The organism is Salmonirosea aquatica (assembly GCF_009296315.1).
GTDB lineage: Bacteria > Bacteroidota > Bacteroidia > Cytophagales > Spirosomataceae > Salmonirosea > Salmonirosea aquatica.
Map to the genome: position 1 here is coordinate 3,508,139 of NZ_WHLY01000002.1, position 16,507 is coordinate 3,524,645.

The window sequence follows — 16,507 nt, forward strand, 5'->3', positions numbered from 1 at the left end:
TTACTTGATATTTTTTTCTATGTAGGCGTTAATAAATTACGATATATTTCGATAATTCCCTGGGTGTTCCTGCCTCCCTTCTGATGATCCAGGCGGCCCGCAACGTATACGCATACGTCACTTGGCCCTGAGCTTCCTCTTTTTCCTCCAAAACAATTCGTATCCTTTCCGGTTTTGCAGCGCTCTGTGCTTCTGCCAGGTTCTTGTATCGGGGAAACATATCACGGTCCAGGTAGCCTTTATCAGCTTTCCAAAATAGATCGGATTCAGTAGGAAGTTGAACTGAAACGGTCTGTTTGGCTGCATCCCAATTCCACTTTCCATGAAAGGGGCCGAAGTAAATAAAGGCTTCCCGTATGATAAGCTCAGCTGTTCCATATGGACGATTGCCAGAAACTCCAGCAGAATACGTGTAGTTGCTAAGTTCCTGTATCACTTTTTCTTGCGGAGATTCGAACAGGAGTCTGCCATCCGCTCCATTGAAAAACTGGTAGGCATTGGCATGTGCGTACCAAATTTGGGGTCGGGTGAAAAAGGAGGTATCCTCTGATATATCCTCCGTCTTCTCTCCTACGGTACGAGTAATTTTTTCTAGACACCAGTATCGTTCACGGGACGTCAGTGCGGCAAAAACCTGCGTGGAATCAATCCGGGTGCCTACCGAATCGGGATCCTGCTCCTGATCCACAGGCTCCTTCACCGTAATTTCTTTCTTTTTACAGGAAACTGCTCCCAGAATGATACATACTAAACAATAAGCAACAATTTGACGAATATTCTTCATGGTGCAGCTGACAGGATACTCAACACAGGTAGTTATTGGCTAAGACACAGGAAGCGGGCTGAAACGTTGCAATAGCTCAGAAAAATGCAAAGAATTGTCGAAACTCATAAGCCCAAACCTACGGCGGGAGCGGATCAATCCAGTCCGCACAGAATAAGTCCATTACCGAACAAAAGTGTCCGATTTCGGACACTTTTGTTGTTTTAATATTCTTATAATGCATTGAAATTCAATACAATATATTGTCGATTAAAGGGCTGGTACAATTATTCACCACTGACCCTGGGGAATATTTTCAATAGGAAAATATCCGAATTGGAAAGCCCTGCCAGTCATTAACCAACCTCTCGAAAAAAGTAGCCATGCTCAGAAACTATCTAAAAATCGCTTACCGTAATCTCGCCAAAAATAAGGGGTACTCCTTCATCAACATCACTGGGCTGGCCGTAGGCATGGCCGTGGCGATCATGATTGGATTGTGGATGAACGACGAACTTTCTTACGATCAATACCACAAGAATTACAGCCGGATTGCGCAGGTGTACCAAAGCCAAACTTTTAACGGAAAAATTGGTACGGGCCAAGCTATTCCGAGGCCACTCGAAATGGCGCTGCGTAACGACTACGCCGATAATTTCAAGCATATTGTCATGAGTAGCTGGAATTTCCGGAAAATCCTGACGTATGGCGAAACCAAGCTGGCCAAACAAGGCAACTTCATGCAGGCAGGGGCACCCGAAATGTTGGGCCTCGAGATGCTTTCAGGCCAAAAAGACGGCTTGAAAGATATCAACTCGATTTTACTGGCCTCCTCTACCGCCGAGGCACTATTTGGGAAAGAAGATCCCATGGGTAAAATCGTGAAAATGGACAACCAGTACAATTTGAAGGTAACGGGGGTATACGCCGATATTCCGCCTAACAACACACTGACTACTACCTCTTTTATTGTACCCTGGGAACATCAAACTACCAACACGGAATGGATCAAGAATGCGGCTGACCAATGGGGCAACAATTCCTTTCAAATGTTCGTGCAGATCGCCGATAACACGACGATGGAAAAGGTGTCGGCGCAGATCAGGGATGTGAAAATGAAAATTGACGATAAGGACATAACCCAGCACAAGCCGGTCATATTTCTGCTCCCCATGCAGGACTGGCACCTGAAGTCGCGTTTTGAGGATGGTATACAAACGGGCGGACGCATCGAAAACGTCTGGCTGTTCGGGATCATCGGCGCTTTCGTGCTGTTGCTGGCCTGTATTAATTTCATGAACCTCAGCACGGCACGTTCCGAGAAACGCGCCAAAGAAGTGGGTATCCGTAAGTCGGTGGGTTCAGTAAGAACGCAGCTGATCAGCCAGTTTCTGAGCGAGTCGTTTATGGTAGTAGGGCTGGCGTTTTTTCTGGCCATGCTTCTGGTGCTGATTACCCTCCCGTCTTTCAATACATTGGCGGATAAAAAGATTGAATTCCCCTGGACGAACGGTTATTTCTGGGGAGCTATCCTGCTGTTTGTCTTTTTTACCGGTTTGCTTTCCGGCAGTTATCCCGCCCTGTACCTCTCCTCATTTCAGCCGGTAAAAGTACTGAAAGGTACCTTCCGGGTAGGGCGCTTCGCGGCGCTACCCCGTAAGGTGCTGGTGGTCGTTCAATTTACCGTTTCGGTGGCTCTGATTATTGGTACCATCATCGTGTTTCAGCAAATACAGTACTCAAAGAACCGTCCCATTGGCTATGACCGTAAAGGACTCATTCAGATCCCTTTGAGTAGCGGTTCTTTTGATGGTAAGTACGACTTCATACGCCAGGAATTCCTCAAATCGGGCGCAGTAGTAGAAATGTCCTCCTCCAGCAGTCCGACTACTGCCGTTTTCTCCAACCGTTCCGGGTTTCTCTGGGAAGGTAAGCCCGAAGGTTTTCAGGAAGATCTGGCCTGGACGGAGGTTTCGCCCGAATATGTCAAATCGCTGGGGCTAAAAATCATTGCGGGGCGCGACTTCTCGCGCGAGTTCGCTACTGACTCCAATGCAGTGATTCTTAACAAGACAGCCGTAAAGTATATGGGCCTCAAAGAACCCATTGGGGCTATCATTCGCGACGACGATGAGGAAGATCCGGCCCCGCCTCGGACCGTCATTGGTGTAATCGACGACATGATCATGCAGTCGCCCTACGAACCTGTGAAGCAGTCGATGTACGTGTTTGATAAGTACGGCAATGCCAGTTATTACAACCTCCGGCTCAATCCCAACCAAAGCGCCAGTGAAAGCGTGGCTACCATCGAGCAGATTTATAAGAAAAACTTTCCCGACCTACCCTTCGAATACAAATTTGTGGATGAAGAGTACGCCGCCAAATTCTCTTCCGAAGAGCGGGTTGGTAAGCTCGCGGGCGTCTTCACCGGACTGGCTATTCTGATCAGCTGCCTGGGCCTGTTCGGGCTGGCCTCTTTCATGGCTGAGCAGCGTACCAAGGAAATTGGGGTACGTAAAGTGCTGGGTGCCAGTGTAACCAGTTTGTGGCGACTGCTTTCCAAAGACTTTGTGACGCTGGTAATCATCGCTTTGCTCATCGCTTCCCCACTGGCCTGGTATTTCATGGACGGCTGGCTGCAGAAGTACACCTATCGCACCGACCTGGCCTGGTGGATTTTTGCCCTGGCGGGAGTGGGAGCGTTGGCCATTACACTGCTGACGGTGAGCTTTCAGGCCATTAAGGCGGCGCTGATGAACCCGGTAAAATCACTCAGGAGCGAGTAAGTCGCCCTATTTGTCAGGTGAAAACACCTGACATCACCTAATCCTAACGTCGGTCGGGTGGAAACACCCGACCGCACCAAAATAGTAACGATTATAGCACATCGGCCACGGTCTAAAAACCATTGAAACTCATGCTTAAAAGCTATTTCATTACCTCTCTCCGCGCCCTGAAGCGCAACTGGAGCTATTCACTTATCAATGTGTCCGGCCTGACCCTGGGGCTGGCTTGTTGCTTACTGCTGTTCATGGCGGTCCGCTACGAATTGAGTTTCGACCGGCACAATGCCAATGCCGACCGCATCTACCGCATGCTGGGTGTAGACAAATCAGATCCTGAGAGCAAGCCGAATCCCGGAATAACATTTCCGGCCCTGGCCGCCCTCCGCAATGATTTCCCGGAATTGAAAGACCAGCTCACGATGGTCAGCCGGATTAAATCGGCGGTAGTGTCGGTGAGCGATCAGGCGGGTACCGACACCAAACGGTTTCAGGAGAACGATGGCGTCATCACGTTTGCCGAGCCGGAGTACTTTAATCTGTTCGATTATACCTGGGAAAAAGGCAGCCCGCAAACGGCCCTGGCCAATCCTAACACGGTGGTACTTTCCGATCAAATCGCCCGCAAATACTTTGGCGATACCGACCCGATGGGCAAAACCATCCGGCTGGAGAATCGGATGGATTTTGTGGTGACGGGAATTGTTCAATCTCCCCTACCTACCACTAGTCTGCCTTTTGACGTTTTCTTGTCCCATGCTTCCATTCTGGCGTATGGCAACAGTTCTCCTCCCGACGATTGGCAGTCGACCTATAGTGGAGCCCAAATTTACCTAATGCTACCCACTTCGGAGCCTGGGGCGGAGACGCCAGCAGCCCGAATGGAAAAGCAGTTGGTTGGCTTTGTCAATAAATACCATAGGCCGGAGGATGCCCAAAAACTGCGGTACGTCCTGCAGCCGCTTACTGATATTCATTTCGCCACCAATACCTCGAATTTTGCCCAACGCAGCATCAGCATCGAAATGATCTGGTCCATGGTACTGATCGGCCTGTTTATTCTGGTGACGGCCTGTATCAACTTCATCAATCTGGCTACGGCCCAGGCCATCCGCCGATCCCGGGAGGTAGGCGTCCGTAAAGTATTGGGAAGTACCCGCGCGCAACTGGTGCGTCAATTTTTGGGTGAAACGAGCGTGTTAACCACAGTTGCGGTGGTTCTGGCATTATTGGTCGCGCAGTTATCTCTCCCTTACGTGGGCGAATTGTTGAATATCAAACCGGGTGCTGTGACGTTATTCAGCCCGATGGCACTCGCTTTTCTTCTGATGCTGGGGCTGCTGACTACCCTGCTGGCTGGCTTTTATCCCGCGCTGGTTCTGTCGGGGTACCAGCCCATTCTGGCGCTGAAAGGCAAAATCCTGTCATCGGGTACCAACCGGTACTTCACACTCCGGCGGGGGCTGATCGTGGGGCAATTTGCCATTTCCCAACTGCTGATCATCGGTACCATCGTGGCCTACAGCCAGATGAAATACTTCCGGTCGGTGGATCTGGGCTTCAACCGCGATGCGATCATAACCGTTACGGTACCGCAGAACGAACCGGGCCAATTGGAGAATCTGCGCGCCCAGCTCACTAACGTACCGGGTATAGAGGCCATTAGTTTCGGCATGACTACCCCCGCCTCTATGAGCAATTGGACCACGGGTTTTCACTTCGAAAATGAAGACAAAGATCCTGATTATGGCGTTCTGATGCGCCCGGCCGACACCGCCTACGTGCGTACCTATGGTCTGAAGCTACTGGCGGGACGCATGTACCTACCCGCTGACACCATTCGTGAGCTGGTCATCAACGAAACATTCATGAAACGACTGGGCTTTCAGAAACCCGAGCAAGTCATTGGGAAAATGATGACGGTGGCCGGAGGAAATGTGAAAAAGCCCATTGTGGGCGTAGTGAAGGACTTCAACATGTTTTCGTTGCGCGATGAGGTGGTTCCAAGCGTCCTGACGACTGAACGGGGCAACTACCGGACCATGGCCATTAAACTTTCGACAGAAAAGGGAGGTACCGAAACCGTCCGCCAGATTCTTAAAAAAGTCGAAACTGCCTGGACGGCCACCTACCCCGAATTCGTTTTTTCCTACGAATTTCTGGACGAGACGCTGGCGAATTTTTACAAAAGCGAAGAGCGGATGTATTCTTTGCTGCAGCTGCTGGCGGGCGTTGCCATTTTCATTGGCTGCCTGGGTCTTTATGGGGTCGTGGCCTTCATGGCTGAATCGCGCACCAAAGAAATCGGGGTGCGTAAAGCGCTGGGCGCTTCGGCGGCCCACATCTTTGGCTTGTTCTCTACCGATTTTATCCGTCTCGTCGTGATCGCTCTGGTACTGAGCTCGCCCCTGGCCTGGTACATCATGAATCAATGGCTGCAAAAATTCGAATACAAGATTGCTATCGAATGGTGGATGTTCGCCCTGGCGGGCGGATTGGCCGTAGGCATTGCGCTGCTGACGGTGAGCTTTCAGAGTGTGAAAGCCGCGCTGATGAACCCGGTGAAAAGTTTACGAAGTGAATAAATAAACCCCGATACCCATGAAAGTTATGCTCATTGGCCTGTTGCTGTGCATCGGTGCCCAGGCGCTGGCCCAACAGGCTGACACAAACAAAATACGAACCCGGATTTCCGACGACGGCGGTACGCTGTCCATTCAAATAGACGGCGACCGGAATGGACAAAGAATCCATTTTGACCAGGCTTTTGATGTGGCAGGCATGAATGGCCTGCAAAAGAAAATCCTTAAATACCGGGTCTTCGCTGCCGTCGGTGTGCCTCTTCCTTTCAAAGATATTCTGTGGCTGATCGGGCTGGGCTTCGGGTTTGTTATCCTGATCATGACGTTTCTGATCGTGCGCTTTCAGAAAAGGCGAAGCCCGCTTTTTCCTGACCTCACAGATGCTATTCACTGAACTATTACAGCACCCTGACCTTCAAATACTATGCTCACCAACTACCTCAAAATCGCCTTCCGAAACCTGATTAAAAACAGGACGTACTCACTCATCAACATTGTTGGTCTGGCAATGGGTATGGCGGTGTCGGTACTGATTCTCATGTTTGTGATGCACGAGTTCAGCTATGATAAGTTTCATGAGAACCACGCCAGGATCTACCGGATTTTGGCCAAAATCAAAATGGGGGATCAGGACTTGCAGATGAATTCTTTCTCGGCCAAACTAGGTCCAGCTCTTGAAAAATATAATTCCCAGGTTGAGGGATTCGTGCGGATGAAAGCCGCCGTGGATAAGGTTGTGATGAAAAATCCTGCCCGGGGCGAGGAAGCCTTTTATGAGCAGAATTTTGTGTTTACCGATCCTTCCTTTTTTAAGGTATTTTCCTTCAAAATCAAGGAGGGAAGTGCGGCAAGTCTGGATCAGCCCTTTACGATGGTCATTTCGGAACGCGCCGCCCAAAAGTACTTTGGGGACGAAAATCCGGTAGGGAAAAGCCTGACGTACGAAGGAAGGTACCCCCTACAGATTATCGGGGTCGCCGAAAATCCGCCGTCCAATTCATCGTTCGATTTTGACTTCGTCGCCTCGGCGCTGACCTATCCCCAACTCAGTGAAAATAACAATATGGAGTGGGAGAAGGCAGGCATATTCAACACCTACCTATTGCTGGATTCGGAACAGTCGGTAGCCGTAGTGGAGAAAAATATCAAGCGCGAAGGCAAAAAAACGGGTGCATTTGCCGAGGACGCCGACTACCACCTGGAAGGCCTGACGACCATTCATTTGGGCAATAATTTCAATGACTCCGGCAATACCAAGCTAATCTACATTTTTACGGGCGTAGCGGTACTTATTCTACTCCTGGCCCTGTTCAATTACATGAGCCTCACCACGGCGCGGGCCACGCTGCGGGCCAAAGAAGTAGGGGTACGCAAAGTAGTCGGGGCCAATCGTGGCGGACTGGTCAGGCAGTTCTACGTAGAATCCGTGCTGCTGTGTTCCATTGCGTTCGCGCTGGCGTTCGTGCTGGTGCAGCTTTTACGGCAGCCCTTTTACAACCTGCTTAATCTACGGATCGATTCCTCCTTTCTTTTCTCTCCTGCATTTCTAGGGTACCTTATTGGGCTGCTGGTGCTAAGTGCATTGGTTGCCGGAAGCTACCCCGCGCTGGTACTGTCCGGGTTTGCTCCCCTGGAGGTACTTCGGGGCCGGTTGGCGGGTGGTCAAAGCAGCGCCGGCGTGAGACGGTTTTTCATGGTGTTACAGTTTACCGTTTCCATCGTGCTGATTGTCTGTAGCCTGGTGGTGAAGAATCAGTTGTCTTACATGCAAAACAAAAAACTGGGACTTTACAAAGACCAGGTACTGAGTATTCCATTATCCTCGACCGTAGCCGATAATTATTTCCCTTTACGCAACGAGATCCGGGACCAGGCGGGTGTCCAGAATGTGGCGGTAACCAACGCCGGACTTTTCAAAGGGTACAATATGTTTTTTCTAAATAACTTCACTACCAAGCAACAGGTACCCCTCGTCACCTATAGTGTGGATCATAACTTTACCGAAATCCTGGGCCTGAATTGGAAAACCAAACCCAATGCCGCACAGTGGAAAAACCAGAACTACGTGGTTCTGAACGAAACCGCCTTAAAAGAGCTGGGCATCCAGGGCGATCCGATCGGTCAGGAGGTCGTACAGGGAAGTAAGATAGCGGGTATTCTGAAGGATTTTCATTTCTCTTCGATCCAAAGCGAAATCAAGGCCATGGGGCTCTTTGTGGCAAACGATACCACCAATATCGTGAAGGCATTGGGAGGTAGGGGAGTGCTGTATGTCCGTCTCGATCCGAAAGCCGACATGCAGGAAAAAGTAGCGGCCATCGGCCGGATTTTCAAGAAGTACGACCAGGAAAAGCCCTTCGAGTATTACTTTCTGGACGATGCTTTTAACGAGACTTTCAAGACCGAAATCCGGATGTCAACCATGTTTACGGTCTTTACTTCTTTCGCGGTTTTTATTGCCTGCATGGGACTGTTTGGCTTAGCCGCCTTCACGGCCGAAACCCGCACCAAAGAAATCGGCATCCGCAAAGTACTAGGTGCCAGCGTAGCTAGTTTGGTGACCCTGCTCTCCCGGGATTTTCTGAATCTGGTGGTGGTGGCGCTGGTCATTGCCTCGCCCATCGCCTGGTACGTCATGAACGAATGGCTGCGGGATTTTCCCTACAAGATCAGTATCGGTTGGTGGATGTTTGCCCTGGCGGGCGGGCTGGCCGTGGGTGTTGCGTTGTTCACGGTTAGTTTTCAAGCCATCAAGGCGGCGCTGATGAATCCGGTGAAGTCGTTAAGGAGTGAATGAAAAACATAAGGTACCCTGCTATCTTCATCCTTAAATAATATAACCCAAAAACAGCCATGCTTCGTAACTACCTCAAAATCGCCTTCCGCAACCTGACTCGCAATAAGGGGTACTCTTTCATCAACATCGGAGGTCTGGCTATCGGCATGGCCGTGGCGATGCTCATCGGGCTGTGGGTCTGGGATGAACTTACCTATGATCACTATCACAAAAACCACGACCGCATCGCGCAGGTGTATCAAAGCCAGACTTTCAACGGAAAAATTAGCACCGGGCCCGCCATTCCCCGCCCACTAGAAATGGCGTTACGCAACGACTACGACGAGAACTTCAAGTATATCGTGATGAGTTCCTGGCGGTTTCGGAGTATTCTGGCCTACGGTGAAAAGAAACTGGTGAAGGAAGGTAACTTCATGCAGCAAGCCGCCCCTAAGATGCTAGGGTTGGAAATGCTCTCGGGACGAAAGGATGGCTTGAAAGACCCCAACTCTATTCTGCTGGCAGCATCCACGGCCCAAGCCCTTTTCGGCAACGAAAACGCCATGGGTAAAGTCGTGAAGTTCAATAACAAATATTATTTTAAAGTAACGGGCGTGTACGCTGATATTCCAGTCAATAGCGAATTTAATGCTACGACTTACATCGCCCCTTGGGAACAGTACGTAACCAATACGGACTGGGTCAAGAACTCGGTCGATAATTGGGGGAATAATTCATTTCAGATGTTTGCCCAAATTGCTGACAACAGTACGATGGCGCAGGTTTCAGCTAAAATCAGGGATGTCAAATCGAAAAACGCTCCTAAAGACTTTATTCCGTTTAAGCCCGCAATATTTCTACATCCGATGAACGACTGGCATCTGCGATCTAACTTCGAGGAGGGCGTGCAGACGGGGGGGCGTATCGAGAACGTCTGGCTGTTTGGAATCATCAGCGTATTCGTGCTACTGTTGGCTTGCATCAACTTCATGAATCTCAGTACTGCCCGCTCAGAGAAACGCGCCAAGGAGGTGGGTATCCGCAAGTCGATCGGTTCGGTGCGTTCGCAGTTAGTAAGTCAGTTTTTGAGCGAGTCATTCATGGTTGTGGGATTGGCGTTCGCCGTGGCGATGATTTTGGTGCTGGTCGCTTTGCCCTCCTTTAATGCTTTGGCCGACAAGAAAATTGAATTTGCTTGGGCAAACGGTCATTTCTGGGGCGCGTCGCTATTGTTCATCCTGTTTACGGCCCTGCTTTCCGGCAGCTATCCCGCTTTGTACCTTTCTTCGTTCCAACCCGTGAAAGTACTTAAAGGTACTTTCCGCGTGGGTCGTTATGCCGAGCTGCCCCGGAAAGTATTGGTGGTGATGCAGTTCACTATTTCGGTAGCCCTCATGATCGGCACCACCATGGTGTTCCGGCAAATCCAGTATTCCAAGAACCGCCCCATTGGTTATGACCGCGCGGGGCTGATCCAAATCCCGCTGACACAGTTCGACTTTGAGGGAAAATACGATTTCATGCGCCGCGAATTCCTCAATTCGGATGCCGTAGTCGAGATGTCCTCGGCTAGCAGCCCCACGACGCAGATTTATTCTAATACTTCGGGATTTACGTGGGAAGGGAAGCCCGAAGGGTTTCAGGAAGATCTGGCTTTAACAGCGGTTTCGTACGACTATGTCAAGTCACTTGGCCTGAAAATTATCGCCGGACGTGACTTCTCGCGCGACTTTGCTTCTGACTCCAACGCCGTAATTCTGAACAAGACCGCCGTAAAGTATATGGGCCTGAAAAACCCAGTCGGTACTATCCTTCGAGACGATAATAAGGAAAACCATACACCTCCAGCAACGGTTATCGGCGTGGTCGACGACATGATTACGACCTCCCCCTACGAACCCGTGAAGCAGTCGATGTACGTTCTTGATAAGGGTGGTATGGCCAGCTACTATAATCTCCGGCTTAATCCCGACCAAAGCGCTAGCAAATCCATTGCCACCATTGAAAGTATTTACAAGAAAAACTTCCCCGACCTACCTTTCGAGTACCAGTTTGTGGACGAAGAATACGCCGCCAAATTCGCCTCCGAAGAGCGCATCGGCAAGTTGTCAGGCGTCTTCACAATACTCGCTATTCTGATCAGTTGCCTGGGCCTATTCGGGCTGACCTCTTTCATGGCCGAGCAGCGCACCAAGGAGGTCGGCATCCGTAAAGTACTGGGTGCGAGCGTAGCGAGTTTATGGCGACTGTTGTCCAAGGACTTCGTAATGCTGGTACTTATTTCCTTGCTACTCGCCACGCCACTGGCGGGGTACTTTATGGACGACTGGCTGCAAAAGTACACCTATCGCACCGAGTTATCGTGGTGGATTTTTGTGGCGGCGGGTGTGGGAGCATTGGCCATCACCCTGCTGACGGTCAGTTTTCAGGCAATCAAAGCCGCGCTAATGAATCCGGTGAAGAGTCTCAGATCAGAGTAGGTAATCCTATATTTTTGACGAGGTATTTTATCTTTTTGCACATCAAAATCAAGCAAGCCATGATTCGTAACTATATGAAAATCGCCTGGCGTAACCTTGCCAGAAATAAGGGCTTCTCACTGATCAATATTGCCGGGCTCTCGATTGGTCTGACCTGCTGTATGTTGATTGTCCTGTATACCAAAGACGAGGTTAGCTTTGACCGTTTTGAGGAGAATAAAGATCAACTGTACCGCGTGAAAGTGACGATCTCTGATGAAAAAGAATCCCGAACTATTGGCAGTACGAATGCCATACACGGCCCGACTTTTAAGCAGGAAATTCCGGAAATAGAGGCGATCGTGCGGACGCAGAGTAGCACGTTTGTCGTAAAAAAGAATAATGAGCTGATTAACCAGCCCATACTCTTCGCCGATCCTAATTTTTTCGAGGTATTCACAATGCCATTGCTTTCCGGAAGTCCTGGAACAGTGCTGGCGGATATTCATTCGATTGTATTGACCGAGCAGACCGCTCAGAAATATTTCAATACCACCGAGGTAGTAGGCCGTACCCTGGATTTGAAAATCGGGGATAACTTTCAGGCATTTACCGTTTCGGGTGTCGCCCGAAACTGCCCCGAAAATTCATCCGTGCAGTTTGATGCGGTACTCCCTTTTACCTTTCAGGAATCGATGGGCTGGACGGACAACGAATGGCTGGGATTCTATATGAACACCTTTGTCTTGCTCAATAAGAACGCCAATTACCAGGCTGTAGTGCCAAAAATCAACCAGGTGTTTGCTAGTAAGTCTGCCTTCGAAATCAGCAAGATCAAGGATTTCAATCAGAAGTTTTATTTTGATCTACAGCCGTTCCTGCAAGTTCACATGGATAGTGAGCTGAGTGAGGTGCGCAATGGCCTGGGACATGGCAGCAGCCCCATATACTCCTACATATTGTCAGGAATCGCCTTGTTTATTCTGCTGATTGCCTGCATCAATTTTGTGAACCTGACGGTAGCCCGATCTTTAAAGCGCGCCAGGGAGATTGGGGTCAGAAAGGTGGTCGGAAGCCTGCGCAGGCAACTGGTAATCCAGTTTCTGGGTGAGTCGTTTCTGGTTGCTTTCATTGCCTTTGTTCTCGCCATTGCCTTAGCTCAATTCGTACTGCCTACCTTTAATGAGCTGGCCAATAAACAGCTGGCGCTTTCGTACCTGCTGGACATCGATCTGATTTCGGCCTACCTGGGCCTATTCCTCTTCACAGGATTCCTGGCCGGGTTTTATCCTGCGCTTGTATTGTCCGGTTTTAGTCCGGCCCAAACCCTGTACAACCGGGTCAGATTCACCAGCCGGAATTACCTCACGCGGGGATTGGTGGTGTTTCAGTTTGCCTTATCAGTAGGCCTGGTGATCGGTACATTTGCCATTTATGCGCAATTTGAATTCCTGACCAACAAGGACCTAGGCTATAATGATGAAAACCTAATGAGTTTTAGCCTGGGGCGTGGCGGTGCCGGGCGTCAGGTACTTGATGTGGTAAAGCAGGAGCTGGAAAACACGGCCGGCATTGAAGCCGTAGCGGCTTTCAATGGCAATTACAACGGAACAGGTGCAAAGATCGACGGGGGACGTACCCTGGACTTCGGCTACATTGGTGTGGATGACAACTTCCTGCCTACCCTGCAAATTCCCCTAGAATACGGCCGTAATTTTTCCAGAGATTTTCCTTCCGATCCGATCCAGTCGGTAATTGTCAACGAAGCTTTTGTCAAGGAAGCTGGCTGGAAAGATCCTATCGGAAAAGAGGTGAATTTCGAATGGAAAAATCAGAAACTTCAGGTGATCGGCGTGATCCGTGACTACCATTATGCCTCGTTGAAAGAAAAAATAAAACCGTTGCTGCTGACTCAGGACCCCAACTACGGCTTAGGGAAAATTTTCGTCAAAGTAGCCCCCGACGATATCCCGGCTACGATACGGACCATAGAAAAGATATTCCGCAAGCACGTACCACTGTTACCCTTTGAGTATGCGTTTGAAGATATTACCAATGCCAAAAGGTATGAAAAGGAGGGGAAGTGGAAGCAGGTCATTACGCTGGCTGCAATTTTGTCCATTTTCGTTTCCTGCATCGGTCTGTTTGGACTGGCTACTTTCAATGCCGAAAGCCGGGTTAAGGAAGTGGGAATCAGAAAGGTGATGGGTGCATCCATGGTTCGCATCGTCACGCTTTTATCCACTGATTTCATCAAGCTGGTATTGATCTCGATTATCATTGCCATACCGGTTTCTTACTATGCCATTGGCTTGTGGCTGAATGACTTTCCCTACCGTATCGAAATTTCCGGATGGTATTTTGTAATGGCAGCCCTGCTGGCTGTTTCGATTGCTACCCTGACGGTCGGGTTTCAAAGTGTTAAAGCGGCCCTAATGAATCCGGTGAAGAGCTTGCGGAGTGAATAAATGTCAGGGTGGTAACTCCACGGCTGGAAGTAATAGGTTGTACTGATGAAGCAGTGTCCGTAATTGGCCGTAAAGCGTCCGATTACGGACATTTGTGTACCTTGTTTGTTCGTAATATCTTGATAATCAGAATAAATTTTTGTTGGTATACCTTTTTACCTGAATTGCCCGACTCCCTGTTTTTTCTGATTACTTGATCATTTTCCAAGAAAAAACCAATGCCCTATGCTACGCAACTATCTCAAAATTTCCCTCCGTAATTTGTCGAGAAGCAAGGCTTTCTCGTTTATCAATATAACCGGGCTGACGGTAGGATTGACTTGCTGTTTTTTGATCATGTTGTTTGTACGACACGAACTGAGCTACGATCAGTTTCAGCAGCGGTTCGATCGTATCTACCGCATCACCTACGTGCCGCGCTTCGCCGGCCTGGACCGGCCACTCGCGCTCACGCCACCGCCCGTGTCGCCCCTGCTGGCCGAGAACTTCTCCGAGATTGAGTCTTCTGCCCGGATGTTTCGCAATCCGGCCACGATTGAGGTAAAAAAATCAGGAGAAAGTACCCCTATGAAGTATGACGAGCGAGATTTCTTTTTTGCCGATCCTGCCATTCTGGATATTTTTTCCTTCGAGTTTATCCAGGGTAACCCGCAAAATGCCCTGCGGGATAGGTTCTCGGTTATTATAAGCGAAGAAGTCGCCCGACGTTATTTTGGAGAGGATAATCCCCTGAACCAAGTGATTACCTGCGAGGGCCGGTACCCTTTGAAAGTCACGGGCGTGGTGCGGGATTATCCGGACAACTCCCACATTCATGCCGGGCTTCTGGCCAACTATGAGACCATGTACGCCACCGAAAGTGAAAGCGCCCGTGAGAATCTGCCTAATAACTGGGTTATTTCCCACTCGACCACCTATGTGCTTTTACGGCCCGGCCGCTCGCCGGAAACAGTCAACGCTCGCTTTCCACAATTCATCAAGGCCCATGCCGATGCGCAGGTAGCCGACGGCATCGAGTACCGCCTGGAACCCATGAAGGATTTTTACTTGGGCACCGAGGCCGAAAATACGCCCGAGCCCGTGGGTAGCCTGACCATACTGTATGTTTTTCTGGGCATCGCCGGTCTCACTCTGCTGATTGCCTGTATCAACTTTGTGAATCTGTCCACGGCCCGTTCGCTTCGACGAGCCCGGGAAGTGGGTATTCGTAAGGTACTTGGCAGCCTTAAGGGGCAACTGATTATTCAGTTTCTGGGCGAATCGCTGTTGCTGAGCGGACTGGCCCTGCTCTTTTCGCTGCTTCTGATCGGGCTGCTGCTTCCGACCATGAACAGCCTGACCGACAAGGATCTGACGATGGCCTATTTTCTGAACGACGGTTGGTTGATGTTGGCCTTTGTTGGCACGGCTCTGGTGGCAGGACTGCTTTCAGGCCTGTATCCAGCTTTTGTGGTAGCGGGTTTCAAGCCGGTAACCATTTTGAAAGGTAACTTTCTGGCGGGTACGGCTCAGGGAGGGCTTGTGCGGCAAATGCTGCTGGGCGTTCAGTTTGTGACTTCCATCGCGCTTATTGCAGGTACCCTCATCATGGCGATGCAATTGGATTTCCTACGGAGCCAGCCGCTGGGTTTTAATCGAGATTTCATCATCACGGCCTCGGTCCGGAATCCTAAAATCACCAATATTTTTGCGCCCCCAACCGACAGCAGCTACCGCCGCCTGAGTACTTTCCGGCAGGTACTCCTCCAGAACCCCAAAGTGCAGGCGGTTACCTTCTCGAATCAGGCCCTGGGCAATGGCAGCGTACGGCGCAACGTGGTACCCGAAGGACATACGGCCGAGGACAATTTATTTGTTTCTGTGCTGGCTGTTGATTACAATTTCACGGACACCTATGGTTTGGCTCTGCGGGCAGGACGAACCTTTTCCGAGCAGTACCCTACCGACAAGACCGAGGCTTTCCTGGTCAACGAAACCGCAGTGAAAGAGTTCGGCTGGTCATCGCCGGAAGCCGCTCTGGGCAAATCACTTAATCTGGAAGGAAAAACCGGTCGGGTGGTCGGGGTACTTAAGGACTTCCACCACCAATCGCTCTACGAACCCATAGCCAGCCTCGTGCTTACCATAGAGCAACCCCAGCTCATGCTGGTCTCGATGAAGTTGCAACCCCAGCAGCTGGATGCTACGCTACAGGCTGTCCAGAAGGAGTGGGATACCTTTTTTCCTGAAAAAAGCTTTGATTACGAATTTCTGGATCGCGATCTGGCCCAGATTTACGACCGTGAGCAACGGCGCAGTACATTGGTCAGCTATTTTGCCATGCTGGCTATCCTCATCTCCTGCCTGGGGCTGTATGGACTCATCACCCTGGTTGCCCAGCAAAGAACAAGAGAGATCGGCATTCGGAAGGTACTGGGGGCGAGTGTGAGGAGTGTAGTACTGATGCTCGCCCGGAGTTTTATCTGGCTGGTAGGGCTGGCCCTGATCATCGCCAGTCCCATTGCCTGGTACTTCATGGCCCAATGGCTGGATGGTTTCTCCTACCGGATAGCCATTCCGTGGTGGGCATTTCCGGCGGCGGGGCTTCTTACAGCCTCCATAGCCTTACTGACCGTCTCTTTCCAGGCCGTAAAGGCCGCGCTGATGAATCCGGTAAAAAGCCTTAGATCAGAATAA

8 protein-coding genes are annotated in these 16,507 nt (G+C 50.2%); 7 read left to right on the forward strand and 1 reads right to left on the reverse strand.

Features of this window, described 5'->3' with window-relative positions:
* Positions 1-28: 28 nt before the first annotated feature.
* Positions 29-784: a hypothetical protein gene (locus GBK04_RS15775; protein WP_152761268.1), complete on the reverse strand. Its 756-nt coding sequence runs from the start codon at positions 782-784 to the stop codon at positions 29-31.
* A gap of 362 nt (positions 785-1,146) precedes the next feature.
* Here GBK04_RS15775 and GBK04_RS15780 point away from each other — a divergent pair, with 362 nt between their 5' ends.
* The 7 genes from GBK04_RS15780 (at position 1,147) to GBK04_RS15810 (ending at position 16,507) form a co-directional block, all read left to right on the forward strand.
* The gene (locus GBK04_RS15780; RefSeq protein WP_152761270.1) at positions 1,147-3,549 is read left to right on the forward strand and encodes an ABC transporter permease; all 2,403 of its coding nucleotides are present in this window, start codon (positions 1,147-1,149) and stop codon (positions 3,547-3,549) included.
* Between the two features lie 131 nt (positions 3,550-3,680).
* A complete protein-coding gene (locus GBK04_RS15785) occupies positions 3,681-6,131 on the forward strand; it encodes an ABC transporter permease (RefSeq protein WP_152761272.1) in 2,451 nt (816 codons plus the stop codon).
* 16 nt (positions 6,132-6,147) lie between these two features.
* The gene (locus GBK04_RS15790) at positions 6,148-6,522 is read left to right on the forward strand and encodes a hypothetical protein (RefSeq protein ID WP_152761274.1); all 375 of its coding nucleotides are present in this window, start codon (positions 6,148-6,150) and stop codon (positions 6,520-6,522) included.
* 30 nt (positions 6,523-6,552) lie between these two features.
* Positions 6,553-8,925 (forward strand): ABC transporter permease, encoded by a 2,373-nt coding sequence (locus tag GBK04_RS15795; protein ID WP_152761276.1) that lies wholly within the window; start codon positions 6,553-6,555, stop codon positions 8,923-8,925.
* A gap of 56 nt (positions 8,926-8,981) precedes the next feature.
* Positions 8,982-11,384, forward strand: a complete 2,403-nt coding sequence (locus GBK04_RS15800; protein ID WP_152761278.1) for an ABC transporter permease — start codon at positions 8,982-8,984, stop codon at positions 11,382-11,384.
* A 59-nt stretch (positions 11,385-11,443) separates the two neighbouring features.
* Positions 11,444-13,831 carry an ABC transporter permease gene (locus tag GBK04_RS15805; RefSeq protein WP_152761280.1) on the forward strand — a complete coding sequence of 796 codons (2,388 nt, stop codon included), beginning with the start codon at positions 11,444-11,446 and terminating at the stop codon, positions 13,829-13,831.
* 225 nt (positions 13,832-14,056) lie between these two features.
* Positions 14,057-16,507 carry an ABC transporter permease gene (locus GBK04_RS15810; RefSeq protein ID WP_152761282.1) on the forward strand — a complete coding sequence of 817 codons (2,451 nt, stop codon included), beginning with the start codon at positions 14,057-14,059 and terminating at the stop codon, positions 16,505-16,507.